We start from the raw sequence: 23442 nt of genomic DNA, 5'->3' as shown, positions 1-23442 counted from the left end.
GCGTCGAGGACCGAGTCGCTGATCGCGTCACAGATCTTGTCGGGATGTCCCTCAGTCACCGACTCACTGGTAAACAGGCGACCCTTTTCGCTCACAATGCAAATCCTTCCCAATTAGTTAGTTAACCGAATTATATCGGTTGGCGTCGGCCCGGCGAGCACCTGCCCCCGGTGCCGAGGAGAACTCGACCGTTCTACCTGGTGTCCCCGTGCAGGAACGCGGCGATCGCATCCACGATACGACTGGCCATCAACGTCTTGGAGCCGTGCTGCAGCGCCGACTCGGTACCGTCGGCCGCCAGCAGCCAACCGTCGTTGCTGTCCACCTCGAAGGCCCGGCCGTCGCCCACCGCGTTGACGACCAACAGATCACAACCCTTGTTGCGCAGCTTCGCCCGGGCGTGAAACAGCACGTCCCCGTTGGCGTCGCCGGTCTCGGCCGCGAATCCCACGATGGCACGCATGTTGGGCAGCTCGCCGTTGGTCCGCGCCCGCACGGCACCGGCCAGCACGTCATCGTTGCGGACCAACTCGATCGTGGGGGGCCCCTCGACTCCTTTTTTGATCTTGGCGGCCGCAACCCGGGCGGGGCGGAAGTCGGCGACCGCGGCGGCCATCACCAGCACGTCCGCCTCGGATGCGTGCTTGGCCACGGCGTCGCCCAGTTGCTCGGCCGAACTGACGTGGACGACGTCGACGCCGGCGGGGTCGATCAGCCCGGCGGTATGCCCGGCGATCAGCGTGACGTCCGCACCGCGCTGGGCGGCCACCCGCGCGACCGCATAGCCCTGCTTGCCAGAGCTGCGGTTGCCGATGAAGCGCACCGGGTCAACCGGTTCACGGGTGCCGCCGGCGGTGACCAGCACCCTGCAGCCGGCGAGGTCGTGGGGCAGCGCGTCGTGGCGTTCCAGCAGCAGGTGAGCCAGGGTGGTGATCTCCTCGGCTTCGGGCAGCCGGCCCGACCCGCTGTCCGTCCCGGTGAGCCGTCCGGCGGCGGGTTCGAGCACTACCGCTCCCCGGCGGCGCAGCGTGGCCACGTTGTCCACGGTGGCCGGGTGCAACCACATCTCGGTGTGCATCGCCGGCGCGAACAGCACCGGGCATCGTGCGGTGAGCAGGGTGGCGGTCAGCAGATCGTCGGCCCGGCCGTGGACCGCCCTGGCCAACAGGTCCGCCGTGGCCGGCGCCACCACGACCAGGTCGGCCTGCTTGCCGAGCTGGACATGCGGAACCTCCGGCACGTCGTTGAAAACGCCGGTGTGCACCGGCTGGCCCGAGAGCGCCTCGAACGTGGCGGCCCCGACGAAACGCAGTGCGGACTCGGTCGGGATGACGCGGACCGAATGACCGGCCTCAGCGAGCTGACGAACGACGGTGCACGCCTTATAGGCGGCGATACCGCCGGAGACGCCGACGATTATTTTTTTCGCGACCCGATCGCGGTTGTCCACAGCGCGTCCGGCCCGGCCCTGTTACTCGCCCTCGGTGTGCTCGAGCAGGTCGCCGTGGATTTCGCGCATCGCGATCGATAGCGGCTTTTCCTGCAGCCCCGGCTCGACCAGCGGACCCACGTATTCGAGGATGCCCTCGCCGAGCTGGTTGTAGTAGTCGTTGATCTGACGGGCCCGCTTGGCGGCGTAGATGACCAGGGCGTACTTGCTCGAGACGCGGTCCAGCAGCTCGTCGATGGGCGGGTTGGTGATGCCCAACGGGGTGTCGTAGGCGCCCTGTACCCCGGCGGATGGATCGAGCCGGTCGGGAACGGCGGCCAAGGCCGCGTCGGACTGCGGAATACTCACTTAGGTCAATCTCCTGGCGGATTGGAGCGGCTGGTCGCCACTGAAAGATTCTGAAAAATTCGGTGCTCACTCTTGCCGGGACGTGGTCCCGTTTCTGGTCTGCCCAGAGGGGTCATGCCGGTCCGGCGCAGTTTCCACCAGCAAGGATACCAATTCGGAGCATGCTGACTCCAATTGACTGTTCACGACCACCCGGTCGAAGTCGTTTTGGGCCGCCATTTCGATGCGGGCGGTCTCCAGACGCCGCTGCATGACCTCCGGCGTCTCGGTGCCCCGGCCGATGAGCCTGGCCTCGAGATCCTCCCAGCTGGGCGGGGCCAAAAAGACCGCGAGCGCCTCGGGCATCGCTTTCTTGATGGCCCTGGCCCCGGCGAGGTCAACCTCGATCAGCACCGGGAATCCGCGGGTCGTGGCGGCCCGGACCGGCTCGGCCAGGGTGCCCGACCGGTGCAGTCCCGAGTGAATTTCGGCCCACTCCAGCAGCGCACCCTCGTCGATGAGCTGCTGGAAGCGGGCGGCGCTGACGAAGTGGTAATCGACGCCGTCGACCTCGTCGGGCCGCGGCGCCCGCGTCGTGGCCGAGACGCTGAAATGCAGGTCCGGAACCCGCTCGCGCAGGCATCGGACCACAGTCGACTTGCCCACCGCTGAGGGACCGGACAGCACGACCACACGTCCGTTACCCGATGGTTCAGGACGTGTCCCGTGCTGGACGTCCGGTCCCCCGCCGGCGCTCACAGGCGCTCCTGGGCGGGTGCGCCCACGGCTCGGTTAGGAGCCGAACTTTTCCAGCAGGGCCTTGCGCTGACGATCGCCGAGACCACGCAGGCGGCGGGTGGGGGCGATCTCCAGCTCAGTCATGATTTCCTGCGCCTTGACCTTGCCCACCTTGGGCAACGCCTCGAGAAGCGCGGAAACCTTCATCTTGCCCAGGACTTCGTCGGTCTCGGCGTCCTTGAGTACCTGGGTCAGGTTGGTGCCGCCACGCTTCAGGCGGTCCTTCAGCTCTGCTCGCGCTCGACGTGCGGCAGCCGCCTTCTCCAACGCGGCCGCGCGCTGCTCGTCGGTCAACTGGGGAAGGGCCACGATTCCTCCGTATCTGATCAATCAATTTCAATCGATCTCATTTTGTCTCGCCGGTACTTCTGCCAGCGCAGACGACCGTACTCAGGCCTCCTGACGAAATCTAACCCGACCCCCTGCTTAAGGGGGCAAACTCCCAGCATGGACCGGCGCGTGGCCGGCCGAACCGGCGCTCCAGCCGGCGTCGACGACGTCGGCGTTCGGCGCCTTCCGGGAGCCGTCAGCGGCACCGCTTCAGGGCGTCATTAGGTGGTTTACCTGCGGTTTTAGCTGTCGGTGGCTGCGCCGGGCGTGGTGGCCGGACCGTTCGGGAAGGCGGCGGCGGGCGGCCGCGACGCCCGGTGCGAGGGATCACGGATTTGTTGCGGCGTGTCGCGCGTGTCGCGTCGCCGGTCAAAGGGCAGGCCAACGCCACCGTTTGGCCCGACGCACCGGTGTCAGCGGGCTAAGAGGGACCTGCGGGGGCCCGGAATTCATGTGCGCTCGACACGGCGGGATCGTCCAGCAATCAATGAAGCGACCGCCACATGTCGCCGAAATTGCTCGCCCAGGGGCGCCGCCCGACCGGCCGGCGCGTCACGACGAATGCGCGTTGGGCGCGGCGCGTCCACGCCGGCGCCGCAGCCCAACCCGCGTTCGGCGTCATCGAGACTCGCTCTTCCAGCACGCCGGGACTTTCACCAACCACCAAGGGCCGCAGCGTCGTTGACCCTCAGTGGTGTGCCGCTGCGCCGGACGCGCACGGGCGATGATGGGTTCCGCTTTCCGCGGACGCAGGGTGAAAGCCCATTGGATTCCGCACCCGCGGGTTAATACCGGTCCTGTCTCCGTAATTGCGGGACCGCGGCGTCGCCCGGCTGCATTTCAGCTAATCGGCGGCGCGGAATCCGATACGATCGAGGGGTGTCCAACCTGCGAATTCGCCAGGCGGCTGAGCTGCTTGGCGTCAGCGACGACACCGTGCGGCGCTGGATCAACCAGGGCACACTGGCGGTCAGTCACGACGCCGCCGGCCGCAAGGTGATCGCCAGCGACGACCTCGCCCACTTTTCCCGCACCAATGCCCCCGCGCCGCCGGCGGACCCGCTCAGCATCGGCAGCTCGGCCCGTAACCGCTTTGTCGGGCTGGTCACGTCGGTGGTCAGCGACAAGGTGATGACCCAGGTGGAGATGCAGTGCGGTCCGTTCACCGTCGTCTCGCTGATGAGCACCGAGGCCGCCGAGGAATTGCAGCTGCGTCCGGGCAGCGTCGCGGTGGCCGTCGTCAAGGCCACCACCGTCATCGTCGAAACCGCGCGGCCCAGTGCCGCAGTAGCGTCGGACTAGGCGTCCAACCCCCCTCACACCGCCAGATAGGCGACCGCGTCCAGCATGCGATCGGCCGCCCCGCGCAGCTCCGCCACGCCCGGCCCGGCCCGCAGCACCTCGCGGGCCACCGCGGGCAGCAGCTGTCCGGGTTCCGCACCACCCAGCCCGGCGAGCGCCTCGGGTCGTCCGCCCTGGACGCCGAGCCCGGGCACCAGTACCGGGCCGCCCAGGGCACTGACATCGGGCGCCTGCAAGACCGTCGCGCCCACGACCACGCCGACATATCCCGGCCCGGACGGGGTAGCCGACCGATTCACCACGGCCGCTTGGTCGACGACCAGCTGGGCCACCGTGCGGCCGTCAAAGGCGGCCCGCTGCACGGTGGCGCCTTCCGGATTGGAGGTGGCCGCCAGCACGAACACCCCGCGGTCGTGCGCCGCGGCGGCTTCCAGCAGCGGCCGCAGCGAGCCGAACCCCAGGTATGGCGTGGCCGTCACGGCGTCGGCGGCCAGCGGCGAATCACCGGCCCAGGCAGCCGCATAGGCCGCCATCGTGGTGCCGATGTCCCCGCGTTTGGCGTCAGCCAGCACCAGCACCCCGGCCGACCGCAAGGCCGCGATGGTGCGTTCCAGCACCGCGAATCCGGCGGCGCCGTAGGCCTCGAAGAAAGCCACCTGGGGTTTGACGACGGCGAATCCGGAAAACGCCTCGATGCAGATGTCGCAGAACGCGGCCAAGCCGTCGGCGGTCGTGGGCAGGTCCCAGGCACGCAGCAACTCGGGGTGGGGGTCGATGCCCAGACACAGCGGCCCGCGTTGCCCTTTCGCCTCCGCCAGCCGGACGCCGAACCCGGTCACCGGTCCCCGTTACCGGGCAGGCCGCCCTGGCCCATCTGGCTGTGCAGTTCTTGCAGGCTGCGCACACCGATGTCGCCGCGGATGCCCGCTTCGATGCCCTGGACGGCGGCCGAGGCGCCCTGCACCGTGGTGACGCAGGGGATGTTGACCGACACTGCGGCCGAACGGATTTCATAACCGTCGATGCGTGGCCCGGAGTTGCCGTAGGGCGTGTTGATCACCATGTCGACCTCGCCGGCCTTGATCGCGTCCACCGCCGAGTCCACGGGGCGGCCCGGCTGCGGGTCCTCGAAGTGCTTGCGCACCTCGTCACAGGGAATACCGTTGCGGCGCAACATCTCCGCCGTCCCCTCGGTAGCCAGTACCCGGAAGCCCAGATCCGCCAGGCGCTTGACGGGGAACACCAGTGAGCGCTTGTCCCGGTTGGCCACCGACACGAAGATGGTGCCCTGGGCGGGCAGCGACCCGTACGCGGCGGTCTGACTCTTGGCGAACGCGGTGCCGAAGTCGCGGTCGATTCCCATCACCTCGCCGGTGGATTTCATCTCCGGGCCCAGCAGCGAATCGATGGCGGCCCCGTCGGTGCGGCGGAAGCGGTGGAAGGGCAGCACGGCCTCCTTGACCGCGATCGGGGCGTTCTGCGCGGCGTGTGCGCCGTCGCCGGACGCCGCCAGCAGCCCTTCCTCGCGAAGCTGGGAGATGCTGGCGCCCAACATGATCCGGGCACACGCCTTGGCGAGCGGGATCGCGGTGGCCTTGGACACGAACGGCACCGTGCGGCTGGCGCGCGGGTTGGCCTCCAGGACGTAGAGCACGTCATCCTTGAGCGCGTACTGCACGTTGAGCAGTCCGACCACGCCGATGCCGTGTGCGATGGCCTCGGTGGCGCGGCGCACGTTCTCGATGTCGCTGCGGCCCAGCGTCACCGGAGGCAGCGCGCATGCCGAGTCACCGGAGTGGATGCCGGCTTCCTCGATGTGTTCCATGATCCCGCCGATGTACACCTCGGCGCCGTCGCACAACGCGTCCACGTCGATCTCCACCGCGTCCTCGAGGAAGCGGTCGACGAGCACCGGATGCTCGGGTGAGAGCTCGGTGGCGCGGGTGATATAGCCCCGCAGCGTCTCCTCGTCGTAGACGATCTCCATGCCCCGACCGCCCAGCACGTAGGACGGCCGCACCAGCACCGGGTATCCGATGTCTTCGGCGATGCGCTGGGCCTGGGCGAAAGTGGTTGCGGTGCCGTACTTCGGCGCGGGCAGACCGGCCGTGGTGAGCACGTCGCCGAAGGCGCCGCGGTCCTCGGCGAGGTCGATGGCTTCCGGCGGAGTGCCGACGATCGGTACGCCCGCATCGGCGAGGCGCTGCGCCAGCCCGAGCGGAGTCTGGCCGCCGAGTTGCACGATCACCCCCACCACACCCGGGCCGTCACCGGCCGACTGCTGCTCGGCTCGGAACACCTCGAGGACGTCTTCGAAGGTGAGCGGCTCGAAGTACAGCCGGTCGGCGGTGTCGTAGTCCGTGGACACCGTCTCCGGGTTGCAGTTGACCATCACGGTCTCAAAACCCGCCTGCGACAACGTCGTCGCCGCATGCACACAGCTGTAGTCGAATTCGATGCCCTGCCCGATGCGGTTGGGTCCGGACCCGAGGATCAGCACCTTGGGCTTCTCGGTCTGCGGCGCCACCTCGGTCTCGGCGGCGGGGTCCAGCTCGTAGCTGCTGTAGTGATACGGCGTCTTGGCCTCGAACTCGGCCGCACAGGTGTCCACGGTCTTGTACACCGGGTGCACACCCAGCCGCTGCCGCAGCGAGCGCACCCCGTTCTCCCCCGCCAATTCGGGCCGCAGCGCGGCGATCTGGCGGTCCGACAGGCCGTTGTGCTTACCGCGGCGCAGCAGGTCGGCGTCGAGCACCGGGGCGGCGATCAGCTCGGCGCGCAGCTCGATCAGCTCCCCGATCTGCGCGACGAACCACGGGTCCACACCACTGGCCTCGGCGACCTGCTCCACCGAAGCCCCCAGCCGCAGCGCCAGCTCCATGTCGTAGACCCGGCCCTCGGTCGGCGTCCGCAGCCGGGTCAGCACCTCGTCGAGGTCGCCCTCGGGATCGGGTTTGGTCCAGAAACCGGCGCGGCTTGTCTCCAGCGACCGCATCACCTTGCCGAGTGCCTCAACGAAGTTGCGGCCCAACGACATTGCCTCCCCGACGGATTTCATGGTGGTGGTCAGGGTGGGATCGGCGCCGGGGAACTTCTCGAACGCGAACCGCGGCGCCTTGACCACCACGTAGTCCAGGGTGGGCTCGAAGCAGGCCGGCGTTTCTTTGGTGATGTCGTTGACGATCTCGTCGAGCGTGTACCCGATGGCGAGCTTGGCGGCAATCTTGGCGATGGGAAAACCGGTGGCCTTGGACGCCAGCGCGCTTGACCGCGACACCCGGGGATTCATCTCGATGACGATCAGCCGGCCGTCGGCCGGGTTGATCGCGAACTGGATGTTGCAGCCGCCGGTGTCCACCCCCACCTCGCGCAGGATCGCGATGCCCAGGTCGCGCATCCGCTGGTATTCGCGGTCGGTCAGCGTCATCGCCGGCGCGACGGTGACCGAGTCACCGGTGTGCACGCCCATCGGGTCGAAGTTCTCGATCGAGCACACCACGACCACGTTGTCGTTGCCGTCGCGCATCAGCTCGAGCTCGAATTCCTTCCAGCCGTAAATCGATTCCTCGATCAGCACGTTGGCACTCGGACTTTCGGCCAGCCCGGCGCCGGCCATCCGATCGACCTCCTCGACGGATCGCGCCATGCCCGAACCCAGTCCGCCCATGGTGAAGCTGGGCCGCACCACGACCGGCAGACCGAGCTCCTCAACCGTCTCGCGGACCTCTTCCATGGTGAAACACACTCGGCTGCGGGCGGATTCACCACCAACCTTGGCGACGATGTCCTTGAACCGCTGGCGGTCCTCGCCGCGCTGGATGGCCTCGAAGTCGGCGCCGATGAGTTCGACGCCGTAGCGATCCAGCGCCCCGTTCTCGTACAGCGCGACCGCGGTGTTCAGCGCCGTCTGGCCGCCCAGGGTGGCCAGCAGCGCATCAATCTTGTTGCCGCGCTCGGCCTGCTGGGCGATCACCTTCTCTACGAATGCGGCGGTTATCGGCTCGACGTAGGTGTGGTCGGCGTACTCCGGGTCGGTCATGATGGTGGCCGGGTTGGAGTTGACCAGGCTGACCTGCAGCCCCTCCGCACGCAGCACCCGGCAGGCCTGGGTACCGGAGTAGTCGAACTCGCAGGCCTGCCCGATCACGATCGGACCCGAACCGATCACCAGCACGTGGTTGAGGTCGCTACGACGCGGCACTACCGCCCCCTTCCGCGGTTTGGGGCCGCCATCAGCTCGATGAATTGGTCGAACAAGTACTCCGCGTCGTGTGGGCCGGCCGCGGCTTCTGGATGATACTGGACCGAGAAAGCCTGCCCGTCAGCGAGTTTGACGCCTTCGACCACTCCGTCGTTGGCGCAGGTGTGGCTGACGATCGCTTGGCCGAACGGCGTGTCGAAGGACTGGCCGGCCTCTCCCTCGAGCGCGAAGCCGTGGTTTTGGGCGGTGACGGCCACCCGCCCCGTGGCGTGGTCGATCACCGGGATGTTGATGCCGCGATGACCGAACACCAGCTTGTAGGTGGACAGTCCCAGCGCCCGTCCCAGGATCTGATTGCCGAAACAGATGCCGAACAACGGGATTCCGGCGGCCAGCACCTCGCGGGTGACCTCCACGATGTGGTCGGCGGTGGCGGGGTCACCGGGGCCGTTGGACAAGAACACCCCGTCGGGCTTGATGTCGGCGATCTGCTCGAAGGTCGCCGAGGATGCCAGGACGTGGGTGCGGACGCCGCGGCGGGCGAAGTTGCGCGGCGTGTTGGTTTTGATCCCCAGGTCCAGCGCGGCCACCGTAAACCGCGGCGGCCCTTCGGGTTCCACGATGTAGGTGTCCGGCGTGCTCACCTCTCCGGCCAGGTCGGCGCCCAGCATGGACTGCTGGCCCCGTACCCGCGCCAGCAGTTCGTCCGTATCGGCGAGCGCGTCTCCGGAGAACACCCCCGCCTTCATCGAGCCGCGGGTGCGCAGATGCCGCACCACCGCGCGGGTGTCGATGCCGGCGATCCCCACGATGTGCTGGCGGATCAGTTCGTCCTCCAGCGTTCCGGTGGCCCGCCAGTTGGACGGGCGCGGCGACGGATCACGCACCGCGTAGCCGGCGACCCAGATCTTGTCGCCGCGGCTCTCCGCATCCTCACCGTTCCAGCCGGTGTTGCCGATCTGCGGCGCGGTGGCCACCACGATCTGCCGGTGGTAACTGGGATCGGTCAGCGTTTCCTGGTAGCCGGACATGCCGGTGGAAAACACGGCCTCGCCCAGTGTTTGGCCGACCTTGCCGAATGGCGTGCCGGTGAAGACGCGGCCGTCCTCGAGTACCAATTGCGCTTTACTCACGAGCGCCGCTCCTCCTTATGTCCCGGCTCCAGCCAGCCGTCGTACCCGCTCCGCTCGTTGGCGCGGAATCCGGTGTCGATGTCGATGCCCGACGGCAGCCGCCAGCGGATCGCCAGAATCCCGATCCGGGCCCCGGAGACCCGGCCCGTCATTCTGCGTTCCATACGGATCTGCGTGATCGAGTCCCGTGGAATCCAAATCGGATGGGCCCGTACGCGTTCCACCATGATTCCCCCGGCATAACGGGTCAGCACCGCTTTGCTGCGGTAGCCCAAATCGCCGGCCGCGATCCGCTCATTCCAACCCGGCGCCATCATGGAACCGCAATAGTGGCCGCGGGTGCTGAGGTCCGCTGCCCCCACCTGGTCCGGGATCTCGGGCAACGCCCCGATCAGCTCGGCCTGCTGCCGCGAGCGGCGCTGCCAGGAGCGCATCATCAGCTGGATCACCACCGTGATCACGACCACCACCGCGGCCGCGAAGATCAGCGATCCCACCAGCGTGCCCGAATTCATGCCGGGGACTTCCCGTCTCGGGCGGTGACCTTGCCGCGCAGCAGCGTGGCGGTCACCGTGGCGGGCAGGGTCATCGCCTCATACGGCGTGTTGGCCGACCGGCTGGCCAGGTCGGACCCGGCGACGGTCCACGAGGTCGTCGGATCGACCACCGTGAGGTTGGCGGGCTCCCCCACCTCCAGCGGCCGGCCGTGATCGGGCAGGCGCGCGATGCGTGCGGGATTTTCACTCATCACCCGTGCGACGTCCCGCCAGGTCAACCGCCCCGGGGTGACCATGGTCTGCACCACGATCGACAGCGCCGTCTGCAGTCCCAGCATGCCGGGTCGCGCCGCGCAGAACTCGACGCACTTCTCGTGCTCGGCGTGCGGAGCGTGATCGGTGGCCACACAGTCGATGACGCCGTCGGCCAGCGCTTGGCGCAACGCCACGGCGTCGGCCGCTTCGCGCAGTGGCGGGTTGACGCGGTTTTGGCCGTCGTAACTGGTCAACCTGCTGTCGTCGAGCATCAGGTGGTGCGGGGTGACCTCGGCGGTGATCGAGATCCCTTGCCCCTTGGCCCATTTCACAATCTCGACGGTGCCCCCGGTGGAGGCGTGGCAGATGTGCACCCGGGCGCCGGCGTCGCGGGCCAGCAGCGCGTCGCGGGCCACGATCGATTCCTCGGCCGCCCTGGGCCAGCCCGCCAGACCCAGCCGGGCGGCGGTCGGTCCCTCGTGCGCGACGGCGCCGACGGTCAGCCGTGGCTCCTCGGCGTGCTGGGCGATGAGCACTCCCAGCCCGGTGGCGTATTCCAGGGCGCGACGCATCACCAGCGGGTCGTGCACGCAGATGCCGTCGTCGGAGAACATCCGCACCTGCGCGGCCCCGGCCGCCATCATGCCCATCTCGGTGAGCTCTTTGCCCGCCAGCCCGACCGTGACGGCGCCCACCGGGTGCACGTCGACCAGGCCGACCTGCTGGCCCCGATGCCACACGTGATCGGTGACCACCGGGCTGTCGGCGACCGGATTGGTGTTGGCCATCGCGAAGACCGCGGTGTAGCCCCCCAAAGCGGCTGCGGCCGAGCCGGTTTCGATGTCTTCGGCGTACTCACGTCCCGGTTCGCGCAGATGGGTGTGTAAGTCCACCAGGCCGGGCAGCAGCACGTGGTCGGTGGCATCGATCACGTCTGCCGTCTCGCGAATATCGAGACCGGGGCCGATGTCGGCGATCTGGCCGTCATCGACCAGCACGTCGACGCGATCGCCTTCGCCGTACAACCGAACCCCGCGCAGCAGTACGCTCACGCCGCACCCTCTTCTCCGGCTGATTCGGTGCCGACCAGCACATGGAACAGCACCGCCATCCGCACGTGCACGCCGTTGGAAACCTGTTGCAGCACAGCGGATTGCGATGAGTCGGCCACCGCTGAGGCGATCTCCATGCCGCGCAGCATCGGCCCCGGGTGCAGCACCACGGCGTGCCCGGGCAGCATCGCCTGGCGGCGATCGGAAAGTCCGTACAGAGTGGAGTATTCGCGTACCGAGGGGAAGAACCCGCCATTCATCCGCTCGGCCTGCACCCGCAGCATCAGCACCGCGTCGGCGGCGGGCAGCTCGGCATCGAAGTCGTTCGACACGGTGACCGGCCAGCCCTGCACCCCGACCGGCAGCAGCGTCGGCGGCGCGACCAGGACCACCTCGGCGCCCAGGGTTGCCAGCAGCATGACGTTGGAGCGGGCGACCCGGCTGTGCAGGACGTCGCCGACGATCACGATGCGACGGCCTTCGATGCCGCCGAGGCGCTGGCGAATGGTGAGCGCGTCCAGCAACGCCTGGGTCGGGTGCTCGTGGGTGCCGTCCCCGGCGTTGATCACCGACGGGCCATCGCCGTTGCTGCACGTCCAGCCGGCGAGCAGATGCGCGGCGCCGGACGCGGGGTGCCGGATGATCAGGGCGTCCGCGCCGGCCGCCCGCAGCGTGAGGGCGGTGTCGCGCAGTGATTCGCCCTTGCCCACCGACGATCCCGTGGCGCTGACGTTGATCACGTCGGCGCTCATCCACTTGCCGGCCACCTCGAAGGACACCCGGGTGCGGGTCGAGTTCTCGTAGAACATCGTGACGATGGTGCGGCCGCGCAGCGTCGGCAGTTTCTTGATCTCGCGGCCCACCAGCGCCTGTGCGAACCGGTCGGCGTCGTCGAGGATGGCGGTGGCGTCGTCGCGGCTCAGGTCGCCGGCGGCCAGCAGGTGGCGCGTCATCGTGAGATCACCACCCCGTCGTCACCGTCGTTCTCGCTCAGCAGCACATGCACGCTCTCGCCGCGTGAGGTGGGGACGTTCTTGCCCACGTAGTCGGCGCGCAGCGGCAGTTCGCGATGGCCGCGGTCGACCAGCACCGCCAGCTGTACCACCCGCGGCCGGCCAACGTCGCGCAGCGCGTCCAGCGCGGAGCGCACCGAGCGCCCGGAATACAGCACGTCGTCGACCAGGATCACCAACGCGTCGTCGATGCCGCCGGCCGGAATCGAGGTGGCTTCCAGCGGCCGCGGTGGTTTTTGCATCAGGTCGTCGCGGTAGAGCGTGATGTCCAGCGCGCCGTGGCCGACCTCGACCCCGCTGTATTCGGCGATGTTGGTGGCCAGCCGCTTGGCGAGGATCACGCCGCGGGTCGGGATGCCCAGCAGCACCACCCGGGGCGCGTCCGTGCCGTCCAGCGCGGTCTTTTCGATGATCTGATGTGCAATGCGGGAAATGGTGCGGCCCACGTCGGCCGCCGACATCAACTCCCGGGAATCGCTGCCCAAGCCGGTGTCGCCCGCAGCTCCCATACGAAACTTGACCTCCTTCTCCGCCTCGCCGGACGGATCGTTAAAGGATGTCGACTGCGAGGCAGCGTAGCACTTATTTCGAGTGCGGCGGCGCGAGGCACGGGGTGCCTATCGCCGCCCACCCGCGCTATTCACACCCGCCCCAGCAGTCCCTGGCGGAGGGCACATGGTGTGTGCCCGCCTCACAGCGACAAGTCGCGTCGGGGGCGCCGGGGAGGACCGCTTCGACAGAAGGGAAGCGGCGCAGCCTATTGCGGTGGATTCGGAGGCGGGGGCGCGGGCGGTGGCCAGGTGCGGCGCGGCCTGATGGGTCCACAATTCAGGCCGATTTTGCAGTCCCAGCGGCCCGCCTGGGGCTGGGCGGTGTCGCAGCAATAGTCGTCGTCCGGCGATGTGGGCGTCGGTTCCACGGTCGTCGGTGCCACGGTCGGCGACGGGTCCGCGTTAGTGCGCGGCGCATCCGCATCACCGACATAACCCAGCGTCACGGAGAACACGGCAGCACCGGCGCACGCCGCGAAAATCATGTTGGCCCTGCGAATGGCCATGACACCGATTCTAATTTCTCCGCGCTGGATGTACAGACCCGCGCGGCGGCGACCCCGCCAGAGTCGGTTTGTCGGAGCCGGTAGCTACTATCGAAAGTATGTTCGAATCGCCGGAGGAAGCCGCATTGCTGGCGCGGATCGCCGCGCAGGAGCGAGCCAAGTCGGCGGCCGCGCCGGACCAGGCGCGCGCGGCGGCGGCGCTGGACGCGCTGCGCCGCGCGAACGAGGCGGCCGCCGGACTGCCGGTCGCCCAGCGCGGCCGCGGAGTAGCCAGCGAGATCGCCTTGGCGCGGCGCGACTCCCCCGCCCGGGGCGGGAGACATCTCGGATTCGCGAAGGCGTTGGTCCACGAGATGCCGCACACCCTGGCGGCCCTCGAGTGCGGGCGGTTGTCCGAATGGCGGGCCACGCTGATCGTTCGTGAGTCGGCGTGCCTGGACGTCGACGACCGCCGCGCCCTGGACTCCGAACTGTGCGGCGACGGGTCTTCGCTGGACGGGATGGGCGACGCGCGAATCACCGCGGCCGCCCGGGCGATCGCCTACCGGCTTAACGCGCAGGCGGTGGTCGATCGCGCCGCCAAGGCCGAATCCGAACGCACAGTGACGATCCGGCCGGCCCCCGACACGATGACCTGGGTGACGGCATTACTGCCCGTAGCGCAGGGCGTCTCGGTATACGCGGCGCTGAAGCGGGCCGCCGACACGACATTCGATCAACGCTCGCGTGGTCAGGTGATGGCTGACACGCTGGTTGAGCGGATTACCGGACGACCCGCCGAGGTCGCCCAGCCGATTGCCGTCAACCTGGTCATCTCCGATGAATCGCTGTTGGGTAACGCCGCAACGGCGGCGATCGTCGACGGGTATGGCCCGATCCCTGCCGCCGTAGCCCGCCACCTGGTCACCGGTGCAGTGATCGATTCCCGGTCGCGGGCCACGCTGCGCCGGCTCTACCGACATCCGCGCTCCGGGGCCCTGGTGGCGATGGAATCGCGGGCGCGGCGTTTCCCGAAGAGCCTGGCCGCCTTTATCGGATTTCGCGACGGCCGCTGTCGCACCCCGTACTGCGATGCCCCCATCCGCCACCGCGACCACGCCAGGCCGCATCGTCGCGGCGGGTTGACGAGCGCGGCCAATGGGCTGGGCTTGTGTGAACGCTGCAACTACGTTAAGGAAGTGCCCGGCTGGAGCGTGGCGGCGGGAACGAACGAAAACGGTTCACATACAGCCGAGTTCACCACGCCCACCGGCATGCGGTACCGCTCCGGCGCGCCACCGGTGCCCGGGCCCTTCGGGGTAGAAGTCAGTGAGCTGGAAATCAGGATCGGCGTCCGCCTGGCCGATCCGCACGCCGCCTGACTGCTGCGCTGCAATTCTCGCGGAGGTCCTGGGCCGGCGGCGCAGCGACGCGTTCGGCACCGTCGCCTCTAGGTGCAACGATATTGCCCGTTGAGCACACAATTCGACGGTGGCGAGTAGGTACCGGTCAGCACGCCTCTTAGACCACCTGTGGCTGAACCACCGGGTGCGATGACGCGGTTCCAGTTCGCGGGGGTGAGAACAAAGTGGGTGCCAGATTGGGTGACGGTGCTATTCCACGTGTGGGAGACGGATTGTCCCGCCGGCATGTCGAATTCAAGCTTCCAATCGCTTAGCGGCGCCGCGCTCGCGTTGGTGATGGCGAAGCGGGCGATGAAGCCGGTCTGCCACGTATGTTCCACCGACAACGTCGCCGTGGCGGCGGCCGCATGAGCTACGGGGGTGAGGGCGAGTCCGAGGACGGCAACTATCAATGCCGGCACGGTTACGTGAAGCGCTGTGCGACAGCGGTTCACGTAATTGTTCAGTGCGGCCATAGCAGCCAACACTAAAGCCAAACGGGCGAAATCGGCCCTCGCATCGCGGGTAAGCTGCCGTACCTTTGCCCAACCGAAACCGTCATGAAATTTTCGAGTGGATACAGGGAAATAATGCTTTGGCAGGGCAGCGCGGCCGGCAGGACGGACGGCGGTTCACCCGTCCTCGGCCAGGCGTTGCGCGGTCAGGCCGGCGTGGGCGATGCGGCGCAGTGCCGCGAGGACCGGTTCGTAAAAGATCGTGCCGAGCACGGCGTATTCGATTGCCGCCGTTGCGGGTTCCAGCGGCATCTGCTCGATGTCGTAAGCGGCGATGGCCGTGATGTGCGGCGCGTATGCGCGCAAACGATCCTCGGTCATCGGCACGCCCGCAGCCTCGGCGTCGGCGAGGGCGCGGTCAAGCTGGGCTACCGCGGGAAGATCGTCGGGCACCTCGAAGTCGAGCGCCGACAGCGCGGCCCGGGCCCGTGCACAGTCCTCATCGCTCGCGGCTTCGGCGGGGCGCGACAGCGCCGCAGTCGCGGCGCCCAGTGTTGCGAAAAGCGACCGGCCCGGATTGTCGATGAGTCCGACGACGGACCTGATCTGTGCGATCGAGAGATTGAGCGCGGACAGCGCTCGGATCAGCGCGACGCGGCGGACGTGGTGCTCGTCGTAGTGGGCCCGGGTGGAGCTGACGGCACGGCCCGGCATCAGTACGCCCTCGCGTAGGTAGAACTTGATCGTCGGCACCGGCACATTGGTGCGGCTTGCCAACTCCGACATCAGCACGGACGCGCTCCTTCGAAAGTCTTGCCCGAACATCTTGACATTAGATACTTCTACTATCCACTATTGGATAGTAGAAGTATCTAACCGAGAGCTATGACGTTCAGGAACCTTTTATGAGCATCCCGCTGATCACCCCATTCATGAGCATCACGCTCGGGGCCACCATCATCTCGATCGTCACCATCGCGTCCGGAGGCGTCTTCCTGCTGCGCGTTGTCACCGGCGGCCACGAAGCCAACGGCCTGCAGAAGTCGTTTTTCCGAGCGGGCCACGCGCACGCGGGTGTGCTGGTGATCCTGGGCCTACTGCTGTCAGTACTGGGCAACGCCGTGGGCGCGGACCCCGCTTGGGCCAACAGCGGGGCGATCGCCGTGCTGCTGGCCGCCATCATGATGCCCGCAGGATTCTTCCTGTCGGTGCTCGGCCGCAACCCGGCACGCCCGAACCGGATGATCGCGAGCGTGTGGCTCGGCGCGACGCTACTGGTTGCGGGCGTGCTCACGTGCGGGGTGGCGACCCTGATCGCCGGTATCGACCGAATCTGAGGACCACCCGACCGGCCCGCTAACCTGACCAGGTGAATCGCTCCACCCTGAACGGCAATGCGGCCTCGGTCCGCGAAGTGTGCGACGCCGGACTTCTCGCCGGTGCGGTGACGATGGTCTGGCAGCGTGGAGAACTGCTGCAGGTCAACGAAATCGGTTACCGCGACGTGGATGCGGGTCTGCCGATGCAGCGCGACACACTGTTTCGCATCGCGTCGATGACCAAACCGGTGACCGTTGCGACGGTGATGAGCCTGGTCGACGAGGGCAAGCTGACGCTGAAAGATCCGGTCACCCGGTGGGCACCGGAGTTGGCCGGCGTGCGGGTGCTCGACGATCCACACGGCCCGCTGGACCGCACGCACCCGGTGAACCGCACCATCCTGATCGAGGATCTGCTCACCCACACCAGCGGGCTGGCCTACGGCTTCTCGGTGTCCGGGCCCATCTCTAAGGCCTACATGCGGCTGCCGTTCAATCAGGGCCCGGACGCTTGGCTGGCCGAACTGGCCAAGTTGCCGCTGGTGCATCAGCCCGGTGACCGGGTCACCTACAGCCATTCCATCGACCTGCTGGGCGTCATCGCTTCCCGCGTCGAGGGCAAGCCGTTCCACGAGGTGCTCGACGAACGGATCCTGGGCCCCGCGGGCATGACCGACACCGGGTTCTTCGTGTCGCCCGAGGCGCGGCGCCGCGCGGCGACCATGTACTCACTCGACGAGCACAGCCGACTGCATCACGGCGTGATGGGCCCGCCGCACATCACGCCACCCTCGTTCTGCAATGCCGGCGGCGGATTGTGGTCCAGCGCAGACGATTACCTGCGATTCGTCCGGATGTTGCTCGGCGACGGAACGCTCGACGGCGTGCGGGTGCTCTCGGAAGAGTCCGTCGGGCTGATGCGGACCGATCGGCTCACCGAGGACCAGAAGCGGTACAACTTCCTGGGCGCGCCGTACTGGGTCGGCCGCGGCTTCGGGCTGAACCTGTCGCTGGTGACCGATCCGGCCAAGAGCACACCGCTTTTCGGGCCGGGCGGCCTTGGCACGTTCAGCTGGCCCGGCGCCTACGGGACCTGGTGGCAAGCCGACCCCAGCGCGGATCTGATCCTGATCTATCTGATTCAGAATCTGCCGGACCTGACCGTCGATGCCGCGACGGCCGTCGCCGGTAACACGTCGCTTGCCAAACTGCGCACCGCACAACCAAGATTCGTCCGCAGCACCTATCGCGCCCTCGGCCTTTAAACTCACCCGCGATGACCGAATACCCACCCGATCGCATCAGCGGGCCGCGGCTGTTGCTGCGCCCACCCGCGCTCGACGACGCCGGGGCGCTGTTCCAACGGGTCGCCCGCGATCCACAAGTGACCAAGTATCTGCTGTGGGCGCCGCACCCCGACGTGGCCGCGACCCGGCGCGTGATCACCGAAAAACTCAACGCCGGCGCGCACGAGAAGACCTGGGTCATCGAGTCGCAGCACCGCGGCGAGGTGATCGGGCTGGCCAGCTGCCGACGGAGCGCGCCGCACTCGGTCGAAGTCGGCTACTGCCTGGGCCGACGCTGGTGGGGCAAGGGTTTCATGTCCGAGGTGCTCGGCATGCTGCTCACCGCGCTCGACGCCGATCGCGAGGTGTATCGCGTCTGGGCCACCTGCAGTGTGGACAACGAACGTTCGGCGCGACTGCTCGAGCATGCCGGCTTCTTCTTGGAGGGACGGCTGGCCCGGCACGCGGTGTACCCCACCATGGGGCCCGAACCCCAGGACAGCCTGCTCTACGCCAAGATTCTGCGCTGACTAGTTTTTTTCCGCCGAGCCGTCGTGTTCGAGCGCCCGGCGCGCATAGGCGCGCACGTCGGCGTCGCCGTCCTTGAGCGCAATGCCCAACGCGTCCTGGGCCGCACGCTCACCGGCCCACCGGGTCAGGCTCAGCACCGCGGCCTTGCGCACGTCCAGGTGGGCGTCGCCCAGCGCCTCGGACAAATGTGGAATGGCGAAGTCCGCCGGCGCTCCGGCCAGCGCGCGGGCCGCGCCTTCCCGCACCTGCCAGGCCGGTGCCCGCACCGCCTGCTTGATGGCATCGTAATCGTCTTTTCCGCAACCTAATTGGCCCAACGCGGCCAGCGCGGCCGCGCGAACCAACGGGTCGGAGTCGGCGACGAGCCGGCGCACGGCGTCAGCACCGCCGCGCAGCGTCGCAAGCCCGGCGGCAGCCGCGATCCGGACCTCGCGGTTCTCGTCACCGGCGGCGGCGACGACCCCCGCCACGTTATCGACGGACACCAGCGCGCGCACGGCCTCGATGCGCACCCGGTGATCGACATCGTCGAGGGCGCGACGGTATTGCGCGGCGTCACCGGCCCGGCGTGCGGCCAGCACATACACCGAGGCCGCGCGCACCACCCGATCGACCGAATCCAGGTGTTCCCGAACGCTTTCCGGCTCCGGCAGCACCTCGACCAGCTCGCGGATGCCATCGGCGCTAATGCGGCGAACCGCGACGTCGTCGTCGTTCAGCGCGGCCACCAGGGCCGGCGCATACCCGTCGGGGATGTGCTCGGTCAACGTCGACACGGCGGTGCGGCGCACCCCGGGATCCGGGTCGGTGAGATGGGGTGCCAGGTCGGCCATCGTGGGCTCCTCGAGCGCCAGCACCTCGGCGATGCGCGGTGAGGGTGGTTCGAAGGACGTTGTGGCCGAATCGATTCGGGACACCGCAGTGGCCGGTGCCTGGCCGCCGACCAGCGGCGGCTGCTCCACCGGGTACACGGTCCGGTCGGTGGGCGGCAGGCCGTCCAGCTCCGGGACCGGCACGAAATAGGGTGCCACCGGCCGCTTGAGGAACACCATTCCTTTTTCGGCGTCGCCTTGGGTCGCTTTGCGCAGGTTGAGGTGATAGCCCCATTGATTGTCGTCGCGGCCCGGCAGGTCGGCGCGATCGTGATACAGGCCCCAGCGCGATTCGGTGCGGGTGTGTGACGAGCGGGCCGCCATCTCGGCGCAGTCCCGGATGAACGACACCTCCACCGCGCGCATCAGCTCATGCGGATTGCGCGCGCCCATCTCGGCGATCTCGCCGCTCATGCGCTCGAACGTGCGGATCGCCAACGACAGCTTGGCCCCGGTCTTGGGAGGCGCGACGTAATCGTTGACGAACCGGCGCAGCTTGTATTCGACCTGGGGTTGCGGCGGGCCGTCCGGGTGCCGCAGCGGCCGGTAGATCAGCTCGTGCGCCTCGCGCACCTGTTCGTCGGGAAGCTGTTGCGGCGCAGCCACATCGGTCAGGGTCGAGGCGGCGTGCGTGCCGGCCAGATCGCCGAACACGAACGCCCCGATCATGTAGTTGTGCGGGACGCAGGCCATATCACCGGCGGCGTACAGCCCGGGCACCGTGGTGCGGGCGTGCTCGTCGACCCACACACCCGATGCGGAATGCCCGCTGCACAGGCCGATTTCGGAGATGTGCATCTCGATGTCGTGGGTGCGGTAGTCATGGCCGCGGTTGGCGTGGAAGGTGCCCCGGGTGGGCCGCTCGGTGGTGTGCAGGATGTTTTCCAACGCGGTCAGCGTCTCGTCGGGCAGGTGTGACACCTTGAGGTAGATGGGTCCGCGCGCGGAGTCGATCTCAGTTTTGACCTCGGCCATCATCTGTCCCGACCAGTAGTCGGAGTCGACGAACCGCTCGCCGTGCGCGTTGACCTGATAGCCGCCAAAGGGATTGGCCACGTAGGCACATGCCGGGCCGTTGTAGTCCTTGATCAAGGGGTTGACCTGGAAGCACTCGATGCCGGACAGCTCAGCGCCCGCGTGGTAGGCCATCGAGTAGCCGTCGCCGGCGTTGGTGGGGTTCTCGTAGGTGCCGTACAGGTAGCCCGACGCGGGCAGGCCGAGCCGGCCGCACGCGCCGGTGGCCAGGATGACCGCCTTGGCGCCGACCGTGACGAATTCACCGGTGCGCGTGTTCAGCGCCGCGGCGCCCACGGCGCGGCCCTCGTGAGTCAGCACCCGGACCGGCATCAGCCGATTCTCGATCTGGATCTTCTCGCGCATCGACCGTTGCCGCAGCACGCGGTACAGCGCCTTTTTAACGTCCTTGCCTTCGGGCATCGGCAGCACGTAGGAGCCCGAGCGGTGCACCCGGCGCACGGCGTATTCGCCGTGCTCGTTTTTCTCGAACTTCACGCCGTAGCGCTCCAGCCGCTGCACCATCGCGAAGCCGCGGGTGGCGGTCTGATACACGGTGCGCTGGTTGACGATTCCGTCGTTGGCGCGGGTGATCTCGGCGACGTAGTCCTCGGGCTCGGCCTTACCGGGGATCACCGCGTTGTTGACCCCGTCCATGCCCATCGCCAGGGCGCCGGAGTGGCGCACGTGGGCCTTCTCCAGCAGCAGCACCTGCGCGCCGTTCTCGGCGGCCGACAGCGCCGCCATGGTGCCCGCGGTGCCACCGCCGATGACCAGGACGTCACAGTCGAGCCGGACCGGAGCCGCCGGGTCGGGAATCTGCATCATGCCGCCTCCGCGTGGTGGTTCAGGGCGGCGATGATCTGCGCCCGTAATTCCCCTTGTGGCCGGTCACTTCGGGGTTCGGGCACATCGATCGAGGCACGCGGTGGCTCGCCGGCCCGGCCCAGCACCACGATGCGGTCCCCCAGCGCCAGCGCCTCGTCGACGTCATGGGTGACGAACACGATCGTGGTCGGGTGGGTGCGCCAGGTGTCGATCAGCAGCCGTTGCATGGCGGCCCGGGTCTGGGTGTCCAGCGCACCGAACGGTTCGTCCATCATCACCGCGCGGGGCGCCCCGGCCAGGCCGCGGGCCAGCTGGACACGCTGGCGCATCCCGCCGGACAGGCTTTTGGGCAGGTAATGGCCGAATCCGGTGAGCCCGAGTTCGTCGATCCACCGTTCGGCGGCCGCGCGGCGGCCGGTCCGGGGTTCGCCGCGCAGGCGCAGCGCCAGCTCGATGTTGGACCGCACGGTGCGCCACGGCAGCAATGCGTTGTCCTGGAAGACCATTCCCCGGTCCCCCGAGGTGGAGGTGACCGCGGCGCCATCGGCCAGTACCCGGCCGCCGTCGGGGGTGAGCAGGCCGGCCAGCGCCCGCAGCACCGTCGACTTGCCGCAGCCCGACGGCCCGGTGAGCACCAGGATCTCCCCCGGCCGCACCACGAGGCTCAGCTCGTCGATGACCGCAGGACCGTTATAGGACAGCCGAATTCGGTCCAGTTCGAGGCTCATTCCGGTTTTCGTCGCGGTGGTCATCGCTGCCCCTCCTGTGCGCGCGGCAGCCAGCGGGTCACGCGGCGGCCCACCAGTTCGACGACTGCCGACGTCGCGAACCCCAGCACGCCGATGGTGATGATGCCGACGAAAACCTGCGGGTAGGCCAGCACGGTGTAGTCCTGCCAGGTTCGGTATCCGACCCCGAGACGGCCCGAGATCATCTCGGCGGAGATGACGCAGATCCAGGCGACGCCCATGCCCACCGACAGGCCGCCGAACACTCCCGGCAGGATCCCGGGCAACACCACCTGGGTGAGCACCTCCCAGCGGCCGCCGCCCAGGGTGCGCACCGAGTCCTCCCACAACGTGGGCAGCGCGCGCACCGCGTGCCGGGTGCTGACCATGATCGGGAAATAGGCCGCCAGGAACGTGATGAACACGATGCCGGCCTCATCGGTCGGGAACAGCAGGATGGCCACCGGCACCATCGCGATGGCGGGAATGGGCCGGGCCAGTTCGGCCAGCGGTCCGAAGATGTCGGCGAACAGCCGCGAGCGACCCAGCAGCACACCGCTCGCGACGCCGATGGCCGCGGCCAATCCGAAACCGGTCAGAATGCGGATCAACGACTGCGCCAGATCGAGCCAGTACTCGCCGGTGCCGAGCCGGCGCTGCAGCGCATTGATGACGTCGGTGACGGTGGGCAGCGTGTCGAACCGCAACAGCAGCCGCACCTTCTCGGCGGTGAGCAACTGCCACAGCCCGATCGCGCCGGCCACCGACGCCAGCCGCAGCAGCCGGGACGGCCACCGCGACGCTATCCGTCGTCGCGGTCGTGGCAGTGCAGGCGTCGAGACGACGCCAAGAACTTGGTCGGCCACCACTTGAGCAGTCATACCGAACCTCCCAGTGCCTGTTGATAATCCATGGCGACACCGCTCGGGTGAGCGACTAAGTACCGGTTCGCTCCGGCCGCGGTGCCGAACGGGAGATAGTCCTGCCCGTCTTTGACCCAGAACGCCTTGTCGGCGAACCAGCGCGTGCCCAGTTCGGCGTCGGGGACGTAGGCCGCGCGGACTTTGGCGCCGCGGCCGGCCGCGTCCCGCAGGGCCTGCAACAGGCTGGTCGGGTTGGCGGTCGTCTGCGTCGCGGCGGCTCCGTCCAGCCACAGCTCGCTGGCCAGCGCGGGGTCACCGCGCAGCGAGGACGGGTTCGTTGTGCGCGCCCGCGACACCGCATAGTCCAACCCGCGGGCGGTGAACACCGCACGTAGCGGTTCGTCCACGACGAACTTCCCCACGTCGAGGTCGGCGAAGTCACCGATCGACTTCAGGTACGGCACATCGCTTTTGAGCGCCTCGACCAGAGACGGCTTCAGCGCGGTGTCGAACGACGTACCGCCGGGACCGTTGTAGAGGTACACCACCTCTTGGGGCAGTCCGCTCGCCTGGGCGACGATGCGGGCGGCCTCCAGCGGCTTGTCGTTGAGGAAATCGGTGGCGTCCAGTTGCGCCTGCAGGAAGGCGCCCAGCACCTCGGGGGGGGGCCCCCCCCCACGCCGGCGGCCCCCCCCCGGGGGGGGGGGGCGGGGGCGAGCGGGGTGTAAGACAGGACCCCCCCCCCCGCC

23 protein-coding genes and 1 pseudogene are annotated in these 23442 nt (G+C 68.3%); 5 read left to right on the top strand and 19 right to left on the bottom strand.

Annotated elements, in window-relative coordinates; translation table 11 throughout:
* The 5 genes from A5782_RS25875 to mihF all read right to left on the bottom strand — a co-directional run.
* Nucleotides 1-95: S-adenosylmethionine synthetase N-terminal domain-containing protein (locus tag A5782_RS25875; protein ID WP_155267907.1), on the bottom strand; the 95-nt coding region annotated here is incomplete at its 3' end.
* 98 nt (nt 96-193) lie between these two features.
* Complete coding sequence (gene coaBC / locus A5782_RS24320; protein ID WP_067104829.1) at nt 194-1450, bottom strand: bifunctional phosphopantothenoylcysteine decarboxylase/phosphopantothenate--cysteine ligase CoaBC; 1257 nt, start codon at nt 1448-1450, stop codon at nt 194-196.
* Between the two features lie 21 nt (nt 1451-1471).
* Nucleotides 1472-1798, bottom strand: a complete 327-nt coding sequence (rpoZ, locus tag A5782_RS24315; RefSeq protein WP_067104828.1) for a DNA-directed RNA polymerase subunit omega — start codon at nt 1796-1798, stop codon at nt 1472-1474.
* A 66-nt stretch (nt 1799-1864) separates the two neighbouring features.
* Nucleotides 1865-2536 (bottom strand): guanylate kinase, encoded by a 672-nt coding sequence (gene gmk / locus A5782_RS24310; RefSeq protein ID WP_156624095.1) that lies wholly within the window; start codon nt 2534-2536, stop codon nt 1865-1867.
* Between the two features lie 33 nt (nt 2537-2569).
* A complete protein-coding gene (gene mihF, locus A5782_RS24305) occupies nt 2570-2884 on the bottom strand; it encodes an integration host factor, actinobacterial type (protein ID WP_007171927.1) in 315 nt (104 codons plus the stop codon).
* 900 nt (nt 2885-3784) lie between these two features.
* Between mihF and A5782_RS24300 the strand changes: the two genes are divergently transcribed.
* Complete coding sequence (locus A5782_RS24300) at nt 3785-4207, top strand: molybdopterin-binding protein (RefSeq protein WP_067104826.1); 423 nt, start codon at nt 3785-3787, stop codon at nt 4205-4207.
* A gap of 14 nt (nt 4208-4221) precedes the next feature.
* Here A5782_RS24300 and pyrF read toward each other — a convergent pair whose 3' ends face one another.
* The 8 genes from pyrF to A5782_RS24260 form a co-directional block, all read right to left on the bottom strand.
* Nucleotides 4222-5046, bottom strand: a complete 825-nt coding sequence (gene pyrF / locus A5782_RS24295; RefSeq protein ID WP_067104825.1) for an orotidine-5'-phosphate decarboxylase — start codon at nt 5044-5046, stop codon at nt 4222-4224.
* Nucleotides 5043-8408, bottom strand: a complete 3366-nt coding sequence (carB, locus tag A5782_RS24290) for a carbamoyl-phosphate synthase large subunit (RefSeq protein WP_067104824.1) — start codon at nt 8406-8408, stop codon at nt 5043-5045. Before carB ends, pyrF begins: the two co-directional genes overlap by 4 nt.
* Nucleotides 8408-9541, bottom strand: a complete 1134-nt coding sequence (carA, locus tag A5782_RS24285) for a glutamine-hydrolyzing carbamoyl-phosphate synthase small subunit (protein WP_067104823.1) — start codon at nt 9539-9541, stop codon at nt 8408-8410. Before carA ends, carB begins: the two co-directional genes overlap by 1 nt.
* The gene (locus A5782_RS24280; RefSeq protein WP_067104822.1) at nt 9538-10056 is read right to left on the bottom strand and encodes a transporter; all 519 of its coding nucleotides are present in this window, start codon (nt 10054-10056) and stop codon (nt 9538-9540) included. The genes carA and A5782_RS24280 overlap by 4 nt, the downstream gene beginning before the upstream one ends.
* A complete protein-coding gene (locus A5782_RS24275) occupies nt 10053-11345 on the bottom strand; it encodes a dihydroorotase (RefSeq protein WP_067104821.1) in 1293 nt (430 codons plus the stop codon). The genes A5782_RS24280 and A5782_RS24275 overlap by 4 nt, the downstream gene beginning before the upstream one ends.
* Nucleotides 11342-12298, bottom strand: coding sequence for an aspartate carbamoyltransferase catalytic subunit (locus tag A5782_RS24270; RefSeq protein ID WP_067104820.1), 957 nt, complete (start codon nt 12296-12298; stop codon nt 11342-11344). Before A5782_RS24270 ends, A5782_RS24275 begins: the two co-directional genes overlap by 4 nt.
* Nucleotides 12295-12867 carry a bifunctional pyr operon transcriptional regulator/uracil phosphoribosyltransferase PyrR gene (gene pyrR / locus A5782_RS24265; RefSeq protein WP_067104819.1) on the bottom strand — a complete coding sequence of 191 codons (573 nt, stop codon included), beginning with the start codon at nt 12865-12867 and terminating at the stop codon, nt 12295-12297. The genes A5782_RS24270 and pyrR overlap by 4 nt, the downstream gene beginning before the upstream one ends.
* Before the next feature lie 248 nt (nt 12868-13115).
* A complete protein-coding gene (locus A5782_RS24260) occupies nt 13116-13415 on the bottom strand; it encodes a hypothetical protein (protein WP_067104818.1) in 300 nt (99 codons plus the stop codon).
* Nucleotides 13416-13513: 98 nt separating this feature from the next.
* Between A5782_RS24260 and A5782_RS24255 the strand changes: the two genes are divergently transcribed.
* Nucleotides 13514-14776 carry an HNH endonuclease signature motif containing protein gene (locus A5782_RS24255; RefSeq protein ID WP_082943081.1) on the top strand — a complete coding sequence of 421 codons (1263 nt, stop codon included), beginning with the start codon at nt 13514-13516 and terminating at the stop codon, nt 14774-14776.
* A gap of 68 nt (nt 14777-14844) precedes the next feature.
* On the opposite strand, the gene A5782_RS25870 is transcribed toward A5782_RS24255, so the two are convergent.
* Nucleotides 14845-15273: a cellulose-binding domain-containing protein gene (locus tag A5782_RS25870; RefSeq protein ID WP_082943080.1), complete on the bottom strand. Its 429-nt coding sequence runs from the start codon at nt 15271-15273 to the stop codon at nt 14845-14847.
* Nucleotides 15274-15429: 156 nt separating this feature from the next.
* Nucleotides 15430-16038, bottom strand: coding sequence for a MerR family transcriptional regulator (locus A5782_RS24245; RefSeq protein ID WP_231986772.1), 609 nt, complete (start codon nt 16036-16038; stop codon nt 15430-15432).
* 119 nt (nt 16039-16157) lie between these two features.
* Between A5782_RS24245 and A5782_RS24240 the strand changes: the two genes are divergently transcribed.
* From A5782_RS24240 to A5782_RS24230, 3 genes are read left to right on the top strand one after another with little or no spacing between them, the layout of a single operon-like run.
* On the top strand, nt 16158-16589 hold the full coding sequence (locus A5782_RS24240) for a hypothetical protein (protein WP_231986771.1): 432 nt from the start codon (nt 16158-16160) through the stop codon (nt 16587-16589).
* A gap of 32 nt (nt 16590-16621) precedes the next feature.
* On the top strand, nt 16622-17836 hold the full coding sequence (locus A5782_RS24235) for a serine hydrolase (RefSeq protein WP_067104815.1): 1215 nt from the start codon (nt 16622-16624) through the stop codon (nt 17834-17836).
* An 11-nt stretch (nt 17837-17847) separates the two neighbouring features.
* A complete protein-coding gene (locus A5782_RS24230) occupies nt 17848-18387 on the top strand; it encodes a GNAT family N-acetyltransferase (RefSeq protein ID WP_067104814.1) in 540 nt (179 codons plus the stop codon).
* Here the strand turns inward: A5782_RS24230 and A5782_RS24225 are convergent, their stop codons facing one another.
* The 4 genes and pseudogenes from A5782_RS24225 to A5782_RS24210 all read right to left on the bottom strand — a co-directional run.
* A complete protein-coding gene (locus A5782_RS24225; protein ID WP_197694332.1) occupies nt 18388-21102 on the bottom strand; it encodes a fumarate reductase/succinate dehydrogenase flavoprotein subunit in 2715 nt (904 codons plus the stop codon).
* Nucleotides 21099-21854: an ABC transporter ATP-binding protein gene (locus tag A5782_RS24220; protein WP_067104813.1), complete on the bottom strand. Its 756-nt coding sequence runs from the start codon at nt 21852-21854 to the stop codon at nt 21099-21101. The genes A5782_RS24225 and A5782_RS24220 overlap by 4 nt, the downstream gene beginning before the upstream one ends.
* Nucleotides 21851-22711: an ABC transporter permease gene (locus tag A5782_RS24215; protein WP_067104812.1), complete on the bottom strand. Its 861-nt coding sequence runs from the start codon at nt 22709-22711 to the stop codon at nt 21851-21853. Before A5782_RS24215 ends, A5782_RS24220 begins: the two co-directional genes overlap by 4 nt.
* Nucleotides 22708-23358 (bottom strand): annotated as a pseudogene (locus tag A5782_RS24210) (ABC transporter substrate-binding protein); the annotation flags it as partial. The gene A5782_RS24215 and the pseudogene A5782_RS24210, both read right to left, overlap by 4 nt.
* Nucleotides 23359-23442 lie beyond the last annotated feature (84 nt).

Source organism: Mycobacterium sp. 852002-40037_SCH5390672 (assembly GCF_001665875.1).
Classification (GTDB): Bacteria; Actinomycetota; Actinomycetes; order Mycobacteriales; family Mycobacteriaceae; genus Mycobacterium.
Note: the sequence above shows the minus strand (reverse complement) of the source record. Positions and strands in the feature narration are given on the sequence as shown.

What these genes read in the sequence shown, in the direction of transcription:
- A5782_RS24280 (WP_067104822.1), bottom strand. Translation starts at nt 10,056, where the DNA reads ATGAATTCGGGCACGCTGGTGGGATCGCTGATCTTCGCGGCCGCGGTG.
- A5782_RS24270 (WP_067104820.1), bottom strand. Translation starts at nt 12,298, where the DNA reads ATGACGCGCCACCTGCTGGCCGCCGGCGACCTGAGCCGCGACGACGCC.
- pyrR (WP_067104819.1), bottom strand. Translation starts at nt 12,867, where the DNA reads ATGGGAGCTGCGGGCGACACCGGCTTGGGCAGCGATTCCCGGGAGTTG.
- A5782_RS24260 (WP_067104818.1), bottom strand. Translation starts at nt 13,415, where the DNA reads ATGGCCATTCGCAGGGCCAACATGATTTTCGCGGCGTGCGCCGGTGCT.
- A5782_RS24255 (WP_082943081.1), top strand. Translation starts at nt 13,514, where the DNA reads ATGTTCGAATCGCCGGAGGAAGCCGCATTGCTGGCGCGGATCGCCGCG.
- A5782_RS25870 (WP_082943080.1), bottom strand. Translation starts at nt 15,273, where the DNA reads ATGGCCGCACTGAACAATTACGTGAACCGCTGTCGCACAGCGCTTCAC.
- A5782_RS24245 (WP_231986772.1), bottom strand. Translation starts at nt 16,038, where the DNA reads ATGTCGGAGTTGGCAAGCCGCACCAATGTGCCGGTGCCGACGATCAAG.
- A5782_RS24240 (WP_231986771.1), top strand. Translation starts at nt 16,158, where the DNA reads ATGAGCATCCCGCTGATCACCCCATTCATGAGCATCACGCTCGGGGCC.
- A5782_RS24230 (WP_067104814.1), top strand. Translation starts at nt 17,848, where the DNA reads ATGACCGAATACCCACCCGATCGCATCAGCGGGCCGCGGCTGTTGCTG.
- A5782_RS24225 (WP_197694332.1), bottom strand. Translation starts at nt 21,102, where the DNA reads ATGATGCAGATTCCCGACCCGGCGGCTCCGGTCCGGCTCGACTGTGAC.
- A5782_RS24220 (WP_067104813.1), bottom strand. Translation starts at nt 21,854, where the DNA reads ATGACCACCGCGACGAAAACCGGAATGAGCCTCGAACTGGACCGAATT.
- A5782_RS24215 (WP_067104812.1), bottom strand. Translation starts at nt 22,711, where the DNA reads ATGACTGCTCAAGTGGTGGCCGACCAAGTTCTTGGCGTCGTCTCGACG.